Annotated in this window: 16 protein-coding genes; 4 read left to right on the forward strand and 12 right to left on the reverse strand. The window is 65.7% G+C overall.

From position 1 onward, the window contains the following. Positions 1–187: 187 nt before the first annotated feature. Positions 188–874 carry an orotate phosphoribosyltransferase gene (locus LGM71_RS32890; RefSeq protein ID WP_006752465.1) on the reverse strand — a complete coding sequence of 229 codons (687 nt, stop codon included), beginning with the start codon at positions 872–874 and terminating at the stop codon, positions 188–190. A 461-nt stretch (positions 875–1335) separates the two neighbouring features. Between LGM71_RS32890 and LGM71_RS32895 the strand changes: the two genes are divergently transcribed. Next, on the forward strand, positions 1336–3606 hold the full coding sequence (locus LGM71_RS32895) for an NADP-dependent malic enzyme (protein WP_174910392.1): 2271 nt from the start codon (positions 1336–1338) through the stop codon (positions 3604–3606). Between the two features lie 138 nt (positions 3607–3744). Here the strand turns inward: LGM71_RS32895 and LGM71_RS32900 are convergent, their stop codons facing one another. Beyond that, positions 3745–7335, reverse strand: a complete 3591-nt coding sequence (locus tag LGM71_RS32900; protein WP_226118678.1) for an indolepyruvate ferredoxin oxidoreductase family protein — start codon at positions 7333–7335, stop codon at positions 3745–3747. A gap of 320 nt (positions 7336–7655) precedes the next feature. On the opposite strand from LGM71_RS32900, the gene LGM71_RS32905 reads away from it, so the two are divergent. Beyond that, on the forward strand, positions 7656–7847 hold the full coding sequence (locus LGM71_RS32905) for a hypothetical protein (protein WP_124905731.1): 192 nt from the start codon (positions 7656–7658) through the stop codon (positions 7845–7847). 138 nt (positions 7848–7985) lie between these two features. On the opposite strand, the gene hppD is transcribed toward LGM71_RS32905, so the two are convergent. After that, positions 7986–9083 carry a 4-hydroxyphenylpyruvate dioxygenase gene (gene hppD, locus LGM71_RS32910; protein WP_124628530.1) on the reverse strand — a complete coding sequence of 366 codons (1098 nt, stop codon included), beginning with the start codon at positions 9081–9083 and terminating at the stop codon, positions 7986–7988. Positions 9084–9294: 211 nt separating this feature from the next. Between hppD and LGM71_RS32915 the strand changes: the two genes are divergently transcribed. Next, a complete protein-coding gene (locus tag LGM71_RS32915; protein ID WP_059608511.1) occupies positions 9295–9819 on the forward strand; it encodes an Lrp/AsnC family transcriptional regulator in 525 nt (174 codons plus the stop codon). A 69-nt stretch (positions 9820–9888) separates the two neighbouring features. Here LGM71_RS32915 and LGM71_RS32920 read toward each other — a convergent pair whose 3' ends face one another. From LGM71_RS32920 to paaA, 8 genes are all read right to left on the reverse strand, one after another. Further along, on the reverse strand, positions 9889–10536 hold the full coding sequence (locus tag LGM71_RS32920) for a GNAT family N-acetyltransferase (protein ID WP_151050630.1): 648 nt from the start codon (positions 10534–10536) through the stop codon (positions 9889–9891). A 234-nt stretch (positions 10537–10770) separates the two neighbouring features. Beyond that, positions 10771–11376: a TetR/AcrR family transcriptional regulator gene (locus tag LGM71_RS32925; protein WP_006757885.1), complete on the reverse strand. Its 606-nt coding sequence runs from the start codon at positions 11374–11376 to the stop codon at positions 10771–10773. A 23-nt stretch (positions 11377–11399) separates the two neighbouring features. Then, a complete protein-coding gene (locus LGM71_RS32930) occupies positions 11400–12215 on the reverse strand; it encodes a DUF1835 domain-containing protein (protein WP_226118679.1) in 816 nt (271 codons plus the stop codon). A 129-nt stretch (positions 12216–12344) separates the two neighbouring features. Next, entirely contained in the window at positions 12345–13433 is a 1089-nt protein-coding gene (gene paaE / locus LGM71_RS32935) for a 1,2-phenylacetyl-CoA epoxidase subunit PaaE (RefSeq protein WP_059608509.1), read from the reverse strand. Positions 13434–13435: 2 nt separating this feature from the next. Next, positions 13436–13999: a 1,2-phenylacetyl-CoA epoxidase subunit PaaD gene (gene paaD, locus LGM71_RS32940; protein WP_226118680.1), complete on the reverse strand. Its 564-nt coding sequence runs from the start codon at positions 13997–13999 to the stop codon at positions 13436–13438. 25 nt (positions 14000–14024) lie between these two features. Then, positions 14025–14828 carry a 1,2-phenylacetyl-CoA epoxidase subunit PaaC gene (gene paaC, locus LGM71_RS32945; RefSeq protein ID WP_124905727.1) on the reverse strand — a complete coding sequence of 268 codons (804 nt, stop codon included), beginning with the start codon at positions 14826–14828 and terminating at the stop codon, positions 14025–14027. A gap of 10 nt (positions 14829–14838) precedes the next feature. Further along, entirely contained in the window at positions 14839–15123 is a 285-nt protein-coding gene (paaB, locus tag LGM71_RS32950) for a 1,2-phenylacetyl-CoA epoxidase subunit PaaB (RefSeq protein ID WP_006752453.1), read from the reverse strand. 36 nt (positions 15124–15159) lie between these two features. Next, complete coding sequence (paaA, locus tag LGM71_RS32955; protein WP_226118681.1) at positions 15160–16158, reverse strand: 1,2-phenylacetyl-CoA epoxidase subunit PaaA; 999 nt, start codon at positions 16156–16158, stop codon at positions 15160–15162. A 197-nt stretch (positions 16159–16355) separates the two neighbouring features. On the opposite strand from paaA, the gene LGM71_RS32960 reads away from it, so the two are divergent. Then, the gene (locus LGM71_RS32960) at positions 16356–17621 is read left to right on the forward strand and encodes an SGNH/GDSL hydrolase family protein (protein WP_226118682.1); all 1266 of its coding nucleotides are present in this window, start codon (positions 16356–16358) and stop codon (positions 17619–17621) included. A gap of 316 nt (positions 17622–17937) precedes the next feature. Here LGM71_RS32960 and LGM71_RS32965 read toward each other — a convergent pair. Then, a partial coding sequence (locus LGM71_RS32965) for a hypothetical protein (RefSeq protein ID WP_226118683.1) occupies positions 17938–18117 on the reverse strand: 180 nt, incomplete at its 5' end.

Genomic DNA, 18117 nt, shown 5'->3' on the forward strand with positions numbered 1-18117 from the left:
GCTCCCGGCATTGTTGGCGTTGTGCGTTGCCCGCGCAGCTGATGGCGACGATGGATCAAGTCTAGCATTAGGGTTCGATGCGCGATGCGGGCCGGCCTCGGTGCGGATCGGTGGACGAAAAAAAAGCCGCTCGCGATCAGGCGAGCGGCTCGTTCGGCCAGGGTGCCGGCTGCGTGCCGGCCCGGCATTACTCCTTCGGCGCCGTCGCGCCGCCGTGCGCGGCCGACCATTCGGCCGGCGCGTGCAGGAACTTCTCGACTTCGTCGAGCGTCTTGGTCTCGAAGTAGCCCGAGGCCTTCGCGACGCGCAGCACGTCCCACCAGGTCGCCAGCGCGTGCAGGTCGACGTCGATGTCCTTCAGGACCGACACGCTTTCCTTGAAGATGTTGTAGTGGAACAGCACGAAGCAGTGATTCACCGTCGCGCCCGCGGTGCGCAGCGCGTTGACGAAGTTGATCTTGCTGCGGCTGTCGGTCGTCAGGTCTTCCACGAGCAGGACGCGCGAGCCTTCTTCCAGATGGCCTTCGATCTGCGCGTTGCGGCCGAAACCCTTCGGCTTCTTGCGAACGTACTGCATCGGCACCATCATCCGGTCCGCGAGCCATGCCGCGAACGGGATGCCGGCCGTCTCGCCGCCCGCCACCGAGTCGATCTGCTCGAAGCCGACGTCGCGCATGATCGTCGTTTCCGCCATTTCCATCAGCGCACGGCGCACGCGCGGATACGAGATCAGCTTGCGGCAGTCGATGTAGACGGGGCTTGCCCAGCCGGACGTGAAGATGAACGGTTTTTCTGCATTGAAGTGCACTGCCTGTACTTCGAGCAGGATTTTGGCGGTCGTATCCGAGATCGACTGACGATCGTAGCCTGTCATGGGCATTCCTTGGGTGATGAGCGAAGAGCGGGCGCGGGCCCCATGGCGCAGCAAGGGGAACCTGCCCGAGGGGCCGGGGCGCGATCGGAGGGCCAATCGCATCGCTGCGCGCGTAGCCGGCTATTTTACCCGAATCAGGCCGGTTTTCGGCGGAATTCGCGCGGGTTCGCCGCTTGGCTCACCACCGGCGAAACAAACGGGGCCGGACCGCTCGCGCGCTGATGCAAAGGATGCGGCGCTGCACCAACATGCGTCATGCGCGGGGTGTACACTAGGCGACCCTTAGAAATCGTTCAGTACTTTGTACTTTCCTCTTGCCACCCGCCAAGGTTCGATGGCGTGCCGACCCGGCGCGCTGCGTGCCGTCTCGCAGTCGACCACCCCTTCGATTCAAGTAGACGCGGCCCAAGGTGCTGTGTACTGAACCGTCAAAAATTTCGCATGTCTCTCGCAGGTCAATCATGGACGAACAACTGAAGCAGGCCGCTCTCGCTTATCACCTGAACCCGAAACCCGGCAAGATTTCGGTCACCCCGACCAAGCCGCTGTCGAACCAGCTCGATCTGTCGCTCGCGTATTCGCCGGGCGTCGCCGCCGCGTGCGAGGCGATCCACGCCGATCCGCTCGACGCGCAGAAGTACACGTCGCGCGGCAACCTCGTCGGCGTCATCACGAACGGCACGGCCGTGCTGGGCCTCGGCAACATCGGCCCGCTGGCCGCGAAGCCGGTGATGGAAGGCAAGGGCTGCCTGTTCAAGAAGTTCGCGGGCATCGACGTGTTCGACATCGAACTGTCGGAATCCGACCCCGACAAGCTCGTCGAGGCGATCGCGATGCTCGAGCCGACGCTCGGCGGCATCAACCTCGAGGACATCAAGGCGCCGGAATGCTTCTACATCGAGCAGAAGCTGCGCGAGCGCATGAAGATTCCCGTCTTCCACGACGACCAGCATGGCACCGCGATCATCGCGTCGGCCGCGATCCTGAACGGCCTGAAGGTGGTCGGCAAGAAGTTGTCCGAAGTGAAGCTCGTGTGCTCGGGCGCGGGCGCGGCGGCGATCGCGTGTCTGGACCTGCTGGTGAACCTGGGTCTCACGAAGTCGAACATCCTCGTCGCCGACTCGAAGGGCGTGATCTACGAAGGGCGCGGCAACCTCGACCCGTCGAAGCAGCGCTATGCGGCTGCGACCGACGCGCGCACGCTCGCCGACGCGATCGTCGGCGCCGACGTGTTCCTCGGCTGCTCAAGCGCGGGCGTGCTGAAGCAGGACATGGTCAAGACGATGGGCGACCGCCCGCTGATCCTGGCGCTCGCGAACCCGGAACCGGAAATCCGCCCGGAAGACGCGAAGGCCGTGCGCCCGGACGCGATCGTCGCGACCGGCCGTTCGGACTATCCGAACCAGGTCAACAACGTGCTGTGCTTCCCGTTCATCTTCCGCGGCGCGCTCGACGTCGGTGCGACGACGATCACGGAAGAAATGAAGCTCGCGTGCGTGCGCGCGATCGCCGAGCTGGCCGAGGAGACCGACCAGAGCGAGGAAGTCGCAAAGGCGTATGAAGGCCACTCGCTCGAGTTCGGGCCGGAATACCTGATTCCGAAGCCGTTCGATCCGCGCCTGATCATCAAGATCGCGCCGGCCGTCGCGCAAGCCGCGATGGATTCGGGCGTCGCCACGCGTCCGATCCAGGACATGGACGCATACCGCGAGCAGCTCGGCGCGACCGTCTACCGCACCGGCATGGTGATGCGTCCGGTGTTCGCGACCGCGAAGAAGAAGCAGGCGCGCATCGTGTTCGCCGAGGGCGAGGACGAGCGCGTGCTGCGCGCCGCGCAGTTCGTGCTGCAGGAAAAGATCGCGAAGCCGATCATCGTCGGCCGTCCGTCGGTCATCGAGATGCGATTGCAGAAGATCGGCTCGAAGCTCAAGGCCGGCGTCGATTTCGAGATCGTGAATCCGGAAGACGACACGCGTTACCACCGCTACTGGCAGGCCTACCACGAGATCGGCGCGCGCGACGGCGTCACGCCGGAAGTCGCGAAGGCCGCGATGCGCAAGTTCAACACGCTGATCGGCGCAATGCTCGTGCATCTGGGCGACGCGGACGGGATGATCTGCGGGATGATCGATACGTACCACACGCACCTGAAGTTCATCGAGCAGGTGCTGGGCCGCGCGAAGGGCGCCGAGCACTTTGCGGCGATGAACCTGCTGATGCTGCCGGGCCGCAACCTGTTCCTGTGCGACACGTACGTAAACGAACTGCCGAGCGCCGAACAGCTCGCCGACATGACAATCCAGGCGGCCGCCGAGATCGAGCGCTTCGGCATCGTGCCGAAGGCCGCGCTGCTGTCGAACTCGAACTTCGGCAGCGCGCCGTCGGCGTCGTCGCGCCGCATGGCCGAAGCCCGCAAGCTGATCAGCGAGCGTGCGCCGAACCTCGAGGTCGACGGCGAAATGCACGGCGACGCGGCGCTGTCGGAAGCGGTCCGCAAGGCCGCATTCCCGGGCACGACGCTGTCGGGCGAAGCGAACCTGCTGATCATGCCGAACGTCGAAGCGGCGAACATCGCGTACAACCTGCTGAAGATGGTCGGCGGCGAAGGCGTGACGGTCGGCCCGCTCCTGCTCGGCGCGGCGAAGCCGGTCCACATCCTGACGCCGGCCGCGACCGTGCGCCGGATCATCAACATGACGGCAGTGGCCGCCGCGAACGCGAACACGAAGTAAGTTCGCGCCCGCGTGTGCCGCGCATCGCGCGCGGCGCAATGAAAAACGCCACGGAACCTGCGTTCCGTGGCGTTTTTTTTGTGAACCGCCCACCGCGCGGAGGCGGACGTCCCGACCGCGAACGTCCGCCTCGCGCCGTTACGCGACCTGCTGGCGCGACTGCCCGCCCGTCGGCGAACGCCACTTCGCGAGCAACGCGTTCCACTTCTGGCGTACCGCGCGCAGGTTGTTCTCCTTCACGTGGCCGTAGCCGCGAATGCCGTCCGGCAGTGCCGCCAGCTCGAGCGCGAGCGGGTGGTTGGCCGCGTTCAGCCTGGCCAGCACTTCGTCGATCAGCGCTTCGTACTCGCCGATCAGTGCGCGCTCGGTGCGGCGCTCCTCGGTGCGGCCGAACGGGTCGAGGCCCGTGCCGCGCAGGAACTTTGCCTTCGCGAGCAACCGGAACGCCGACAGCATCCACGGGCCGTACGCCTTCTTCACGAGATGGCCGTGCGTGTCCGTCTTCGCGAACAGCGGCGGCGCGAGATGGAACTTCAGTTTCCAGTCGCCTTCGAACTGCGACGACAGGCGCGCGAGGAACGCCGGATCGGACTGCAGCCGCGCGACTTCGTATTCATCCTTGTACGCCATCAGCTTGAACAGGTTGCGCGCGACCGCTTCGGTCAGTTGCTCCTGCATCGTGTCGCCGTCTGCCAGCGCACGCTCGGCTGCCCGCACCTTGTCGACGAAGGCCGCATAGCGTGCTGCGTATGCGGCGTTCTGGTACGCGGTGAGGAATTCCACGCGCTTCGCGATCAGGGCGTCGACCGCCTTCTTCGTGTGCAACGCGATCACCGTGGCGCCTTGCGCCGGGCGTGCGTCGCCGGCCGCGGCCTGCTTCACGCTCGCGAGGTCGTGGGCGGCGCGGCGGCCCCAGTCGAATGCCGCACGGTTCTTCTCGACCGATACCGCATTCAGCTCGATCGCACGGACGAGCGACGCAAGCGTGAGCGGCAGCCAGCCTTTCTGCCATGCGTAGCCGAGCACGAACGGGTTCGTGTAGATCGCGTCGCCGAGCAGCGCGACCGCGAAGCGGTTCGCGTCGATGAAGTCGACGGCTTCACCCGCCGCCGCGCGGATGTCGTTTTCCGCGGACAGGCCCGGGAACGCCCAGTTCGGATTCTTGATGAACTCGGCGGTCGGCGTCTGCGCACTGTTGACGACCACGCGCGTCGTGTCGTGCCGCATGCGCGACGTGCATTCGTCGCCAGCCGTGACGATCGCGTCGCAGCCGATCACGAGGTCGGCTTCGCCCATCGCGATCCGCGTCGCGTGGATGTCGGTCGGCGCGTGCGAGATCTGCACGTGGCTCATCACGGCGCCGCCCTTCTGCGCGAGGCCCGTGACGTCGAGCACGGTCACGCCCTTGTTCTCCAGGTGCGCGGCCATCCCGAGCAGCGCGCCGATCGTGACGACGCCCGTGCCGCCCACACCCGTGACGAGCACGCCGTAGGCACGGTCGATCGCCGGCAGCGTCGGCTCCGGAATCGGCGGCAGCGCACCGCCGTCCACCGACACGGCCTTGGGCTTCTTCAGCTGGCCGCCTTCGACCGTGACGAAGCTCGGGCAGAAGCCCTTCACGCACGAGAAGTCCTTGTTGCAGCTCGACTGGTTGATCTGGCGCTTCGTGCCGAATTCGGTTTCAAGCGGCTCGACCGACAGGCAGTTCGACTGCACCGAGCAGTCGCCGCAGCCTTCGCACACAGCGTCGTTGATCACGACGCGCTTCGCCAGATCCGGATACGTGCCGCGCTTGCGTCGGCGGCGCTTCTCGGTCGCGCAGGTCTGGTCGTAGATCAGAATCGTCGTGCCTTCGATCTCGCGCAGCTCGCGCTGCACGTCGTCGAGCTGGTCGCGGTGATGGATCGTCACGCCTGGCGCTAGGAGCGCCTTCTGGCTGTCGTACTTCTCCGGTTCATCGGTGACGATCACGATCTTCTTCGCGCCCTCGGACGCGAGCTGGTGCGTGATCTGCGGCACCGTCAGCACGCCGTCGACCGGCTGGCCGCCCGTCATCGCGACCGCGTCGTTGTAGAGGATCTTGTAGGTGATGTTCGCCTTCGACGAGATCGCCGCGCGCACCGCGAGCAGGCCCGAGTGGAAATAGGTGCCGTCGCCGAGGTTCGCGAATACGTGCTTCTCGTCCGTGAACGGCGCCTGGCCGATCCACGGCACGCCTTCGCCGCCCATCTGGCTGAAGGTGCTCGTGTTGCGGTCCATCCAGACCGTCATGTAGTGGCAGCCGATCCCGGCGATCGCGCGCGAGCCTTCCGGCACGTTGGTCGACGTGTTGTGCGGGCAGCCCGAGCAGAACCACGGCTTGCGCTCGGTCTGCACGTGCGGCTTCGCGAGCGCCATTTCCTTCGCGTTGATCACCGCGAGCCGCGCGGCGATGCGCGCGCGCACGTCGGACGGCAGCTCGAACTTCTCGAGGCGCGTCGCGATCGCCTTCGCGATGATCGCGGGCGACAGTTCGTAGTGCGCGGGCAGCAGCCAGTTGCCCATCGGTACCGACCATTCCCCGCCGGCGCCGTCCTTCTCGTCGAACTTGCCGAACACGCGCGGGCGCTGCGCATCGGGCCAGTTGTACAGTTCTTCCTTGATCGCGTATTCGAGGATCTGGCGCTTTTCCTCGACGACGAGGATTTCGTCGAGGCCGCGCGCGAACGCCTGCGCGCCCTGGGCCTCTAGCGGCCACACGCAGCCGACCTTGTACAGGCGGATGCCGATCCGCGCGCAGGTTTCGTCGTCGAGGCCGAGGTCCGTCAGCGCCTGGCGCACGTCGAGGTACGCCTTGCCGCCCGTCATGATCCCGAAGCGCGCATTCGGCGAGTCGATCTCGATGCGGTCGAGCTTGTTCGCGCGCACGTACGCGAGCGCCGCGTACCACTTGTAGTCGAGCAGCCGCGCTTCCTGGACGAGCGGCGGGTCCGGCCAGCGGATGTTCAGGCCGCCTTCCGGCAGGATGAAGTCGGTCGGCAGCACGATCTCGGTGCGATGCGGGTCGATGTCGACCGATGCCGACGATTCGACCACGTCCGTCACGCACTTGAGCGCGACCCACAGGCCCGAGTAGCGGCTCATCGCCCAGCCGTGCAGGCCGAAGTCGAGATATTCCTGCACATTGGACGGAAACAGCACCGGCAGCCCGCAGGCCTTGAAGATGTGTTCGGACTGGTGAGCGAGCGTCGACGATTTCGCCGCGTGGTCGTCGCCGGCCAACACCAGCACGCCGCCGTGCTGCGACGAGCCGGCCGAGTTCGCGTGCTTGAAGACGTCGCCGGTGCGGTCGACGCCCGGGCCCTTGCCGTACCACATGCCGAACACGCCGTCGTGCTTCGCGCCGGGATACAGGTTCACCTGCTGCGAGCCCCACACGGCGGTGGCGGCGAGATCTTCGTTGAGACCGGGCTGAAAGACGATCTGGTGGGCCGCGAGGTGCTGCTTGGCCTTCCAGAGCGAGAGATCGAGGCCGCCGAGCGGCGAGCCGCGATAACCGGAGATGAAGCCGGCCGTGTTGAGGCCGGCGGCGCGGTCGCGTTCCTGCTGGAGCATCGGCAGGCGCACGAGCGCCTGAATGCCGCTCATGTACGCGCGGCCGCGTTCGAGCGTGTATTTGTCGTCAAGCGTGACGGACTTCAGCGCGGCTTCAAGCGACGCGCGTTGGCCTGCGTCTAGCGGGGCATTCATTGAACTGTCTCCTCCACCCAGTTTGGGATCACCAAAGCTTCAATTGCGTCGACGTCTTGTGAACGTCTCGGCAGTGGCCGGCATATTGGCCGGTTTTAAGCGATGGTAGCACTGGGATAAACCCGTCGCTCACCGGCCGGTTGGCCTCGGCGCATCGACGAAACGGCGCGCCGCAATGCGTTACATCATGTAAAAGCATGTAAAGCCGGTCCCATCTTCGTACAAATGCCGTTAATCTTGTCGGCCTGCCGGAGGTGCCCGGCCGCGTCGGCCTGTCTCGACGCAACCGGGGAGGCGCCGGCAGTTTTAAAGGAGGTGCAATGAACACACGTCATATCCAGAGTTTCCTGATCGTGTCCGCCGCGTTTTTCGCGATGACCGGCCCGGTGCACGCGCAAGGCGCGAGCGCACTGGCGGCAGCCGGCGCGCAGATGCGTCAGATCGCGCCGGCGCAGGCTGCCGACGCGCAACCGGCAGCCGCGCGCGTCGTGTCGAAGGCGAACGTGCGTTGATCTGTTCGCGCGGCGCCGGGCCGCGCCGAAACCATGCAAAAGACGAAAGGGCGGGAATCGCAGGATTCCCGCCCTTTTTTCATGTGCCGCCGAGGCTCGCTCGGCGCCCGGCTGTCGGGTGCCGGGCGGCCGGCTGCGTCAGGCCTTGTCCTGGACCACGCCGCGGCGGATCTGGTCGAGTTCGATCGATTCGAACAGCGCCTTGAAGTTGCCTTCGCCGAAGCCCTGATTGCCCTTGCGCTGGATGATCTCGAAGAAGATCGGGCCGATCTGGTTCTCGGTGAAGATCTGCAGCAGCAGGTCGTCGCGGGCACCGTCGATCAGGATCTTGCGCTTCTTCAGTTCGTCCAGCGATTCGCCGTGGTTCGGCACGCGGCGGTCGACCAGCTCGTAATACGTGTCGATCGTGTCGAGCAACTTCACGCCCTTGCCGCGCAGGCCGTCGACCGCGCCGTAGATGTCGTTCGTGCCGAGCGCGATGTGCTGGATGCCTTCGCCGTGGTACGCGTCGAGGTATTCCTGAATCTGGCCGGCCGTGTCCGAGCCTTCCTCGTTGATCGGGATCCGGATCTTGCCGCACGGCGACGTCATCGCCTTCGACTTCACGCCGGTCACCTTGCCTTCGATGTCGAAATACCGCACTTCGCGGAAGTTGAACAGGCGCTCGTAGAACTCGGCCCATTCCTGCATGCGGCCGCGATGCACGTTGTGCGTCAGGTGGTCGATGTAGGTGAGGCCGTGGCCGACGGGGTTCGGGTTCGCGCCGGCGATCGGCTCGAAGTCGACGTCGTAGATGCTGATGTCACCGATCGCGCCCGGCTGCGCGCCGTTCTTGCCGCGCCAGCGGTCGACGAAGTAGATCAGCGAATCGCCGATGCCCTTGATCGCCGGGATGTTCAGCTCCATCGGGCCCGTCTTGTTGTCGAAGCCCCACGCGCCGAGCTCGAGCGCGTGCTTGTACGCCTTCGCGGCGTCCTGCACGCGGAACGCGATCGCGCAGATCGACGGGCCGTGCAGGCGTGCGAAGCGTTGCGCGAACGAATCGGGTTCGGCGTTGATGATGAAGTTGATGTCGCCCTGGCGGTAGACCGTCACGTCCTTGTGGCGATGGCGCGCGATCGCGGTGAAACCCATCCGTTCGAACAGTTGTCCGAGCGCTTTCGGATCCGGAGCGGTGTATTCGATGAATTCGAAGCCGTCGGTGCCGACGGGGTTGTCCCATTGGGGGATCTGCATGTCGTGTCTCCTGTGCGGGGCGATCGGCCGGCGCGACGTGCGCGCGCGGCCCGGTTCGATGTCGAACGCGGCGCACGCGTCGGCGTGCGCAACGAATCGGTACGTGCGACAAAGTGTAGCGGGCGGCCGCGAGCGTAAACTTGCGAATTTAATCGTCCATGCCTACGATGGCGCAATTTCCAGTCTCTGAACCATCATTGGAGGGCAGAAAATGGCGCAAGCCGAATTGGATGCCATCGACCGACGGATTCTCGCGATTCTTCAGGAGAACGGCCGCTTGTCGAACCAGGAGATCGCCGAGCGCGTGAACCTGTCGCCGAGCCCGTGTCTGCGACGGATCCGGCGGCTCGAGGAGATCGGTGTGATCACCGGCTACGTCGCGTTGCTCGATCCGCAGAAGCTGGGGCTCGACCTGCTCGCATACGTGAGCGTGCGGCTCGAGAAGCGCGGCGGCCTGGCGCCGGCCCGTGCCGACGAGACGTCGGCGCGCGCGGGCGCGACCCACGCGGAACTGTTCCGCGCGGCCGTGCAGACCTGGCCGGAAGTGGTGGCGTGCCACGCGATGACGGGCGACATGGATTACCTGCTGCGGGTGCAGGTCGAGGACATGGCGCACTTCTCCCGCTTCGTGCAGGAGCATTTGCTGCACCATCCGTCGGTGATCGACGTGAAGACGAGCTTCTCGCTCGAGTGCTTCAAGGAGACGACGGCGTTGCCGATCCGGTCGGTGCGCTAGAGCGCGGTGCGAGAAGGGGAGAAAGAAGGATGAGCCGGGCGCCCCGCGAGGCAGCCCGGTCGGCCGATGTTATGCCGTCAGCGCGGCGGGCATCAGCGATTCGATGAACTTCGACGTGCGGTGCGCCTGGCGCTTGAGCGCGTAGTCGAATACCGCGGCCTGCTCCTGCAGCATCTCGGCGAGGATCGTCGAGTGGTCGGCCGGTGGCAGCGACAGGTACGCATCGGCCTCGCCGTATGCGTACTCGATGCGCATCCCGGACTTCTTCGCGATGTGCATCATCGTCGCGTTGCGCGACAGGCAATGCATGTACAGCATCGTCACGCGGGTGTTGCGGCTGCGGATCGCAGCGCGCTCGAACAGTTTCGAGCCGACGCCGCAGCCGCGGGCGCTTTCGAGCACCGACACGCCGAATTCGGCCGTACGCTTGTCGCCTTCGGCGGGCAGATACGCCAGGTGGCCGACGCCGATCAGCTCGAGCGCATGGTCGAACACGCCGAACACCGTGTCGCGACCGAAGTCGATCGTACGGACATAGTTCTCGATCACGTGGTCAGGCACCATCTGGCCGAAGCGCAGCAGGCGGTCCTCTTCGTTGAGCGAGAGAAAGTGGGTGAGCATTTGCTCACGGTCTTTGGAAGCCAGTTCCCTGACGAGAACCGGCGCAGTACCGGCGTGGCCGACTGCATCGGCACGGCGGTCGAGTTGCGTGTTCATCGTGGGTTCCTCAGTGTGTAGCTGCACGAGCAACTTGTGCAATGCAGCGCATTTTACCTGAGCGGGGTTGGGGAAAACCCGTATTTGACGTTATTTGTGCTGAGGGGGAATTCTAAATCCACTTAGTTCATTCTCTATCTATTTGATTTTTAACGGATTTAAAATTCATCACATGAAATGCGCGGCGGCCTGTCGCAGTGTGCCCGCCGCGCAACGCATGCTGCTGCGCGGCAATCACGCACCGGGCGACAGCCCGCGTTCCATCAGGTCGATCACCTGTTCGGCGAAGTCGCGGTAGCCGAGGCGGCCACCCGGCTTGAGCCATGTGAACGTCCAGTTGATCATCCCGAACACCATCATCGTGACCGACGTCTGGTTTTCCTTCGAGATCCGGTCCGGGTAGGCGCGCGCGAGCTGACGCGCGAATGCCGCGACGATGTCGCGCTGGCGGTCGAGCACGATTTCGCGCTGCGCGTCCTCGAGATACTTCACGTCGTTGAGCAGCGCGACATGGCGGCTGTGCGACGTCTCGTACTCGGCGAGAAACGCGCGCACCAGCTCGGCGAACGCGTCGCGCTCGCTGAGGCCGCGCCGCTGGCTCGCGCCTTCCACCTCGGCGATGATCAGCATCAACCGCTTCGTGTAGCGGTCGAGCAGGTCGAACAGGATCGCTTCCTTGCTCTCGTAATAGTGATAGAGACGTGCCTTCGACGTGCCGCTCGCGGTCGCGAGATCGGACATCGACGTGCTCGGATAGCTCGTCTGCGCGAATTTCTCGGCGGCGAGATCGAGGATCTGCTCGCGCTGGGATTCGTGGTCGGGCGCTCGGGTACGGGCCATGGTCGAATGCGAAAGTTGTAGCGTTAGCGAGGCGCGGCTGCCGCGCGCACCTGCGTGGAAGAAAGGGCGGCCGGCGCGTCGTCCTGCAGCTCGAGCCGGCCGGCAGCCGCGAGTTCGCGGCAGCGCCACCAGGCGATCGAATCGCTGACGAACAGCCCGCCGCGGTCGGCGTTGGCCATGATGTCGCCGACGACGCGTCGCGCGGGCAGCCAGCCGGGTTCCGCGTGCGCGACGATCAGCGCGTCGAGGTCCGCGTAATGGCCGCTCTCGATCGTGTTGCTGACCCAGTAGCGCAGCTCGGCATTCAGGTGCTTCGCCTCTTGCCATTCGAGCGCGAGGCGACCGATGCGCAGTACCGAGATCGGCGCGGCCACCGGCCGTTTGCGAGCGAGTGCCGCGGGCGAGAACATCCCGGTCGAGCAGGCCTGGTCGGTGCGGGTCAGCGCCGCGCGCTGCGGGGCGTCGAGGTCCGCGGCCGACAACCGCACCTCGTTCAGCCGCTGCGGCGCGTTGCGCAGGTGATAGGCGACGCGGCGCAACAGCAGCTTGTCGCCGACGCTCGGTGCGTGCCAGACGACCACCTGGTCCGTATCCATCGCGAGCTGGTCGAGGCGGGTGAATTCACCTTCGATCTCCGCGTTCCAGTCGGGAATCTGGTCACCGAGCACGCGCTGCCAGAAGGCGGCGCGCGTGTCGGGCGTCTCGTCGGCGCCCTTCAGCGGCCCGACCGCGAGATCGTCGAGCAATCCGACGACGCGCTCGTCGCGTCCGGCTTGCGTGAGCGCCTCGCGCAGCGACGCGGCGGCGGTGCCGCCCTGAATCACGTGAATGGTACTCATCGGCCTGTCATCAACAAAAGAAAACCGCCGGCCGGGCGGACGTTGCGACGTCCAGCCGGCCGGCGGCCCCTAGTGTAAGCGAGATGTGTGACGACGAGAAACCGGCGCGCCGCGCCGGTGCGACGCCGCTCAACGCTCGTCGAAGCTCACGACGACCTTGTCGCTGACCGGGTGGCACTGGCACGTGAGCACGAAGCCGTCCTTCACTTCGTGTTCCTCGAGCGTGTAGTTCTTCTCCATCCGGACTTCGCCTTCGACCACCTTCGCGCGGCATGTGCAGCACACGCCGCCCTTGCACGCATAGGGCAGCGCGAGGCCCGCGCGCAGGCCGACGTCGAGCAGGCTCACGCCCTCGTACGGCAGGCGCAGCTTGCGCTTCTTGCCGTCGAGCACGATTTCGAGATCGGCGGCCGGCGTCTGGTCGGTGATCTCGACGACGGGCGCGCCGGCCTGCGGCAGCGGCGTGCCGAAGCGCTCGACATGTACCTTCGCCGGCGGCACGCCGGCTGCCTTCAACGCGGCTTCGGCTGCGTCCATCATCGGCGCCGGGCCGCAGATGAATGCTTCGTCGATCGCGTCGGCCGGCGTCAGCGTGGCAAGGAATTCCGCGCATTTCGCCTGGTCGAGCACGCCGTTGAACAGCTCGACGTCCTGCTGGTCGTCCGACAGCACGTGGTACAGGACGAAGCGGTTCATGTAGCGGTTCTTCAGGTCCTCGAGCTCCTCGGCGAACATGATCGCGTCGACACTGCGGTTGCCGTAGATCAGTGTGAACGTGCTGCGCGGCTCGAGCTCGAGCGTCGTCTTCACGATCGCGAGCACCGGTGTGATGCCCGATCCGCCGGAGAACGCGACGTACTGTTTGCCGTGGTCGGCGTTCAGGTGCGTGAAGAAGCGACCGTCCGGTGTCATCACGTCGATGGTGTGGCCGGGCTTCAGCGTATCGAACGCGAAGTTCGAAAACCGGCCGCCGCGCACGCGCTTGATGCCGATGCGCAGCTCGCCGTCACGGTCGTAGTCGGTCGTACCGACGCAGATCGAGTACGAGCGGCGCGTTTCCTCGCCGTCGATGTGAGTCTTCAGCGTGACGAACTGGCCCTGCGTGAAGCGGTACGCGTCGCGCAATTCGGGCGGCACGTCGAAGGAGACGGTAACGGCGTCGGCGGTCTCGGGGCGCACATCGCGGATACGCAGCGGGTGAAATTGCGGGGTCGCCATGATCAATAAGGTTTGAAGTAGTCGAAGGGTTCGCGGCAGTCGACACAGCGATACAACGCCTTGCAGGCCGTGGACGCGAATTGCGCGAGACGCTCGGTGCGGGCGGAGCCGCAGCGCGGGCAGACGGGCGCCGCGACGGGGCGCGGCACGAAACGCACGACGTTTTCCCGCGGCGCGGCGCCGGCGCACTGGCCGACGGGCGGCGCGATGCCGTACGCGCGCAGCTTGTCGCGCGCTTCCTGCGTGATCCAGTCGGTCGTCCATGCGGGCGCGAGCACCGTCTCGATCCGGTGCGGCGGCAGGTCGGCGGCGTGCATCGCCGCGGCGATGTCCTCGGCGATCTGCGACATCGCCGGACAGCCGGAGTAGGTCGGCGTGATCACGACTTCGAGCAGGCCGTCGTCTGCGCGACGGACGTCGCGCAGGATGCCGAGCTCACGGATCGACACGACTGGAATCTCGGGATCGGGCACGGCTTCGAGCACGTCCCACGCGCGCGCGAGCAACGGATCGTTGCGGTGCGCGGCGGGTGCGGTGTCGGCGGGGGCGGCAGTCTGGACGGACATCGTCGGGCTCCGTTGGGTCGGCCGGTTACCAGGTCGCGCCGGGGTGCTGGCGCGCGAGGCTCTGCATTTCCGCGAGCAGGTAGCCCATGTGCTCCGAGTGCTCGCCCTGCTTGCCGGTCGTCACATGCTGCACGGGCGCGGGCAGGGTGAGCGTCGCTTCCGCGAGCGCATCGTCCACGTCCGCGCGCCATGCGGCTTCGAGCGTGGCCGCTGCCGGGCCGATGCCGGATGCGGCGATCGCGTCGTCGACCGCGTCGGCGGCGAAGAATTCGCGCGTGTACGGAATCAGGTAGTCGAGCGCGGCCTGCGCGCGGCGATGCGATTCGTCGGTGCCGTCGCCGAGGCGCAGCAGCCATTCGCGGGCATGCTGCACGTGATAGCGGGTTTCCTTCACCGATTTCGCGGCGATCGCGGCGAGTTGCGCGTCCGTCGACGTCTCGAGCGCCGTCCACACGTGCAGCATCAGCGTCGCGTAGAGGAAATTGCGCACGATGGTCACCGCATAGTCTTTGTCGGCGTGCGCGGTGCCGGCAATCGGGCCGTAGTGCGGCAGCTCGGCGAGCGTGAAGTTCGCGAACTCGCGCTCGGTGCGGAAGTACGCGTAGTCGTCTTCCGTCTTCGCCGCGCCGTTCAGTTGGCGGTCGAGGTCGGCTGCGTGCGTATACAGCATGCGGGCCTGGCCGATGAGGTCGAGGCTCATGTTGGTGAGCGCGATGTCTTCCTCGAGGATCGGGCCGTGGCCGCACCATTCGGCGTTGCGCTGACCGAGGATCAGCGCGTTGTCCGCGAGGCGCAGCACGTAGGAGAGGTGTTCGGGCGTGATCGTCATGGCGCGGGCGTTACATGTGGTTGACTTCGTCGGGCAGCGTGTAGAACGTCGGGTGACGGTAGATCTTGTCGCCCGCCGGTTCGAACAACTCGGCCTTCTCGGCCGGATCCGACGCGGTGATCGCCGACGACGGCACCACCCAGATGCTCACGCCTTCCTGGCGGCGCGTGTAGACGTCGCGCGCCATGCGCAGCGCCATCGACGCGTCGGCCGCGTGCAGGCTGCCGCAATGCTTGTGGTCGAGGCCCTGCTTGCTGCGTACGAACACTTCCCAGATCGGCCATTCCTTGTTCATCACTCTCTCCTGAATCCTGTATTCGATAGTTGCCGCTCAGGCGGCTTGCTGCTTGGCGCGGGCGCGGCGCTTTGCTTCGTGCGCGAGCGCGGCTTCGCGCACCCACGCACCGTCGTCGTGCGCCTTCACGCGCGTCGCGAGGCGTTCCTTGTTGCACGGGCCGTCGCCGTTGACGACGCGCCAGAATTCATCCCAGTCGATCGCGCCGTAGTCGTAGTGGCCGCGCGCCTCGTTCCATCTCAGGTCAGGGTCGGGCAGCGTCACGCCGAGCACCTTCGCCTGATCGACCGTCGCGTCGACGAACTTCTGCCGCAGGTCGTCGTTCGAGATCCGCTTGATGCCCCATTTCGCGGACTGGTTGCTGTGGACCGAATCGGCGTCGCTCGGGCCGAACATCATCAGCACCGGCCACCACCAGCGGTTCACCGCCTGCTGGACCATCGCGCGCTGCGCGTCGGTCCCCTTCATCATCGACAGCAGTGCATCGAAGCCCTGGCGCTGGTGGAACGACTCTTCCTTGCACACGCGGATCATCGCGCGCGCATACGGGCCGTACGTGCAGCGGCACAGCGGGATCTGATTCATGATCGCGGCGCCGTCGACGAGCCAGCCGATCACGCCGACGTCGGCCCAGGTCGGCGTCGGGTAGTTGAAGATGCTCGAGTATTTCGCCTTGCCGGCGTGCAGCGCGTCGATCAGCGAATCGCGCGATACGCCGAGCGTTTCGGCCGCGCTATATAGATAGAGGCCGTGACCGGCTTCGTCCTGGACTTTCGCGAGCAGGATCGCCTTGCGCTTCAGGCTCGGTGCGCGCGAGATCCAGTTGCCTTCCGGCAGCATGCCGACGACTTCCGAGTGCGCGTGCTGCGAAATCTGGCGGACCAGCGTCTTGCGATAGGCATCGGGCATCCAGTCCTGCGGCTCGATCTTGCCGTCCGCGGCCATGACCGCGTCGAACCGCGCCTGCTCGGGCGACTCGGCTGCGGCGTCGAGCGGTGCGACGTTGCCGGGGATGTCGAGGGATTGCGTGTACATGGCGGAGGATCTCGTCCGGTTGAATGTGTGCGAAGTATAAACCAACCGACCGGTCGGTTAATAAATTTCTTGCGGATTTGCAGTGGGACTCGGGTAAACGTGGGGCGATGGGCGCGATCGCCGGTCGGGAGGGCGGTGGCGCGTGAGACGGGTGGCTTCTGCGGCACAATGCCTGCTTTCCGATGAGGATTTCGCCGATGTCATTTCGAAGCAGTTTCGTCGCGACCGTGCTGGGCGCGTCCGTTTTCATGTCGCCGCTCGCGGTCTCGGCCGCACCGGCCGGGTGGGTCGCCGCGTGGGCGACCGCGTTGCAGCCGATTCCCGACCTGACTGCGCCGCCGCCGCTCTACCGCGCGCCCGACGTGGCCGGGCGAACCGTTCGGCAGATCGTCTACCCGACGGTTTCCGGGCATGCCGCGCGGATTCGTATCAGCAACGCCTACGCTCGCGCGCCGCTGTTGATCGAGGCTGCCAGTCTCGCGCGCGCCGGTGACGGCGCGGCGCTTGCCGACGCGGCGGGTGCTTCCGTCCGCTTCGGCGGCAAGACGTCGGTGACGCTCGCCCCCGGCCAGGAGCTTGAAAGCGACCCGGTGGCGATCGACGTGACGGCCGGGCAGCCGTATGCAATCAGTCTGCGGATGGGGGCAAACCAGCGGATGACGGTGTGGCACCGTGTGTCGAACCAGCTCAATTACGTATCGGCGCCGGGCGATCATGTGAACGATCCGGGCGCCAGCGCATTCCGCACGCGCTTTACTCAGTATGCGTGGGTGACCGAACTGGCCGTCGAGGCGGGCGCCGCGCGGGCGAGTGTCGCCGCGATCGGGGACTCGATCACCGACGGGCTACGCTCGAGCCTGAACCGCAACCGTCGTTGGCCGGATGCGCTGGCGCGCCGGCTGGCCGCGGCAGGTTCGGATTCGCTCGGCGTCGTGAATCTCGGGATCAGCGGCAATCGGCTGCTGAGCGATTCGGCATGCTACGGCACGTCGCTGGCGTCACGGTTCGAGCGCGATGCGCTTTCGCGTGCAGGGGTGAAGGCGGCGATCGTGCTGATCGGCATCAACGACATCAACTTTGCGGCGATGCCGTCGCGTGCGGGGCTCGATTGCGACCACCCGCATACGCAGGTCACGGCCGCTTCGTTGATCGACGGCTATCGCCGGTTGATCGAGGCAGCACATCACCAGGGCGTGAAGGTCTTTGGCGCGACGCTCACGCCTGCGGCGTTGCCGGCCGGGCGCGAGGCGGTCCGACTCGAGGTGAACCGGTGGATCCGGAGCGGCGGCGGGTTCGACGGCGTGGTGGACTTCGACGCGGTGCTGCGCGACCCGGCTCGCCCGAATGTGCTGCAGCGCCGGTATGACAGTGGCGACGGCATTCATCCGAGTGACGCGGGTTACACGGCCATGGCCGATGCAGTGCCGATGGAGCGGCTGCAGGCCGCAGTTGGCGGCAAGTGACATCGCCTTATATATAGAGCGAAGAACCGCCGGCTTCCTCGAGATTGTGGGCGGCGCTCGGTCCCTCGAGCCCCCCAAGCCCCCGTGCGCGGCAGCGCACGGGGGCTTTTTCAAAATATTTTCACAAAGGGGGTTGCGCAGACCGGGGCAGGTGCTTAGAATCACGCCTCTTTCGCGCTAACGGAAACGCGGCGCGGAGGAAGAAGGGAAGCGGTGTGATGGAGGGTCGGTTGTCGAGCCCCGGCGCGCACGAAGTTGAACCCAGTCGTCGCAACGAAGCAGTTCAAAAAGTTGTTGACTGACTGAGAAACACGGTTCATAATTTCGCTTCTCTGCTGCTGAAAACGCAGCGCTGCTGAGAAACTCCAAGTTTCTCGCAGAAATGCTCTTTAAAAATTAACAGCCGATAAGTGTGGGCGCTTGATGGAAGCGAGCTGATCTTCGGATCAGATAGCGAAAGTATCAAGAGTCTCACACTAAAGTAAGTCAGGTTTAT

The organism is Burkholderia sp. AU33545 (genome assembly GCF_020419685.1).
Taxonomy (GTDB): Bacteria; Pseudomonadota; Gammaproteobacteria; order Burkholderiales; family Burkholderiaceae; genus Burkholderia; species Burkholderia diffusa.

Coding starts and splice junctions, on each gene's coding strand:
- LGM71_RS32890 (WP_006752465.1), bottom strand. CDS start 874: ATGACAGGCTACGATCGTCAGTCGATCTCGGATACGACCGCCAAAATC.
- LGM71_RS32895 (WP_174910392.1), top strand. CDS start 1,336: ATGGACGAACAACTGAAGCAGGCCGCTCTCGCTTATCACCTGAACCCG.
- LGM71_RS32900 (WP_226118678.1), bottom strand. CDS start 7,335: ATGAATGCCCCGCTAGACGCAGGCCAACGCGCGTCGCTTGAAGCCGCG.
- LGM71_RS32905 (WP_124905731.1), top strand. CDS start 7,656: ATGAACACACGTCATATCCAGAGTTTCCTGATCGTGTCCGCCGCGTTT.
- hppD (WP_124628530.1), bottom strand. CDS start 9,083: ATGCAGATCCCCCAATGGGACAACCCCGTCGGCACCGACGGCTTCGAA.
- LGM71_RS32915 (WP_059608511.1), top strand. CDS start 9,295: ATGGCGCAAGCCGAATTGGATGCCATCGACCGACGGATTCTCGCGATT.
- LGM71_RS32920 (WP_151050630.1), bottom strand. CDS start 10,536: ATGAACACGCAACTCGACCGCCGTGCCGATGCAGTCGGCCACGCCGGT.
- LGM71_RS32925 (WP_006757885.1), bottom strand. CDS start 11,376: ATGGCCCGTACCCGAGCGCCCGACCACGAATCCCAGCGCGAGCAGATC.
- LGM71_RS32930 (WP_226118679.1), bottom strand. CDS start 12,215: ATGAGTACCATTCACGTGATTCAGGGCGGCACCGCCGCCGCGTCGCTG.
- paaE (WP_059608509.1), bottom strand. CDS start 13,433: ATGGCGACCCCGCAATTTCACCCGCTGCGTATCCGCGATGTGCGCCCC.
- paaD (WP_226118680.1), bottom strand. CDS start 13,999: ATGTCCGTCCAGACTGCCGCCCCCGCCGACACCGCACCCGCCGCGCAC.
- paaC (WP_124905727.1), bottom strand. CDS start 14,828: ATGACGATCACGCCCGAACACCTCTCCTACGTGCTGCGCCTCGCGGAC.
- paaB (WP_006752453.1), bottom strand. CDS start 15,123: ATGAACAAGGAATGGCCGATCTGGGAAGTGTTCGTACGCAGCAAGCAG.
- paaA (WP_226118681.1), bottom strand. CDS start 16,158: ATGTACACGCAATCCCTCGACATCCCCGGCAACGTCGCACCGCTCGAC.
- LGM71_RS32960 (WP_226118682.1), top strand. CDS start 16,356: ATGTCATTTCGAAGCAGTTTCGTCGCGACCGTGCTGGGCGCGTCCGTT.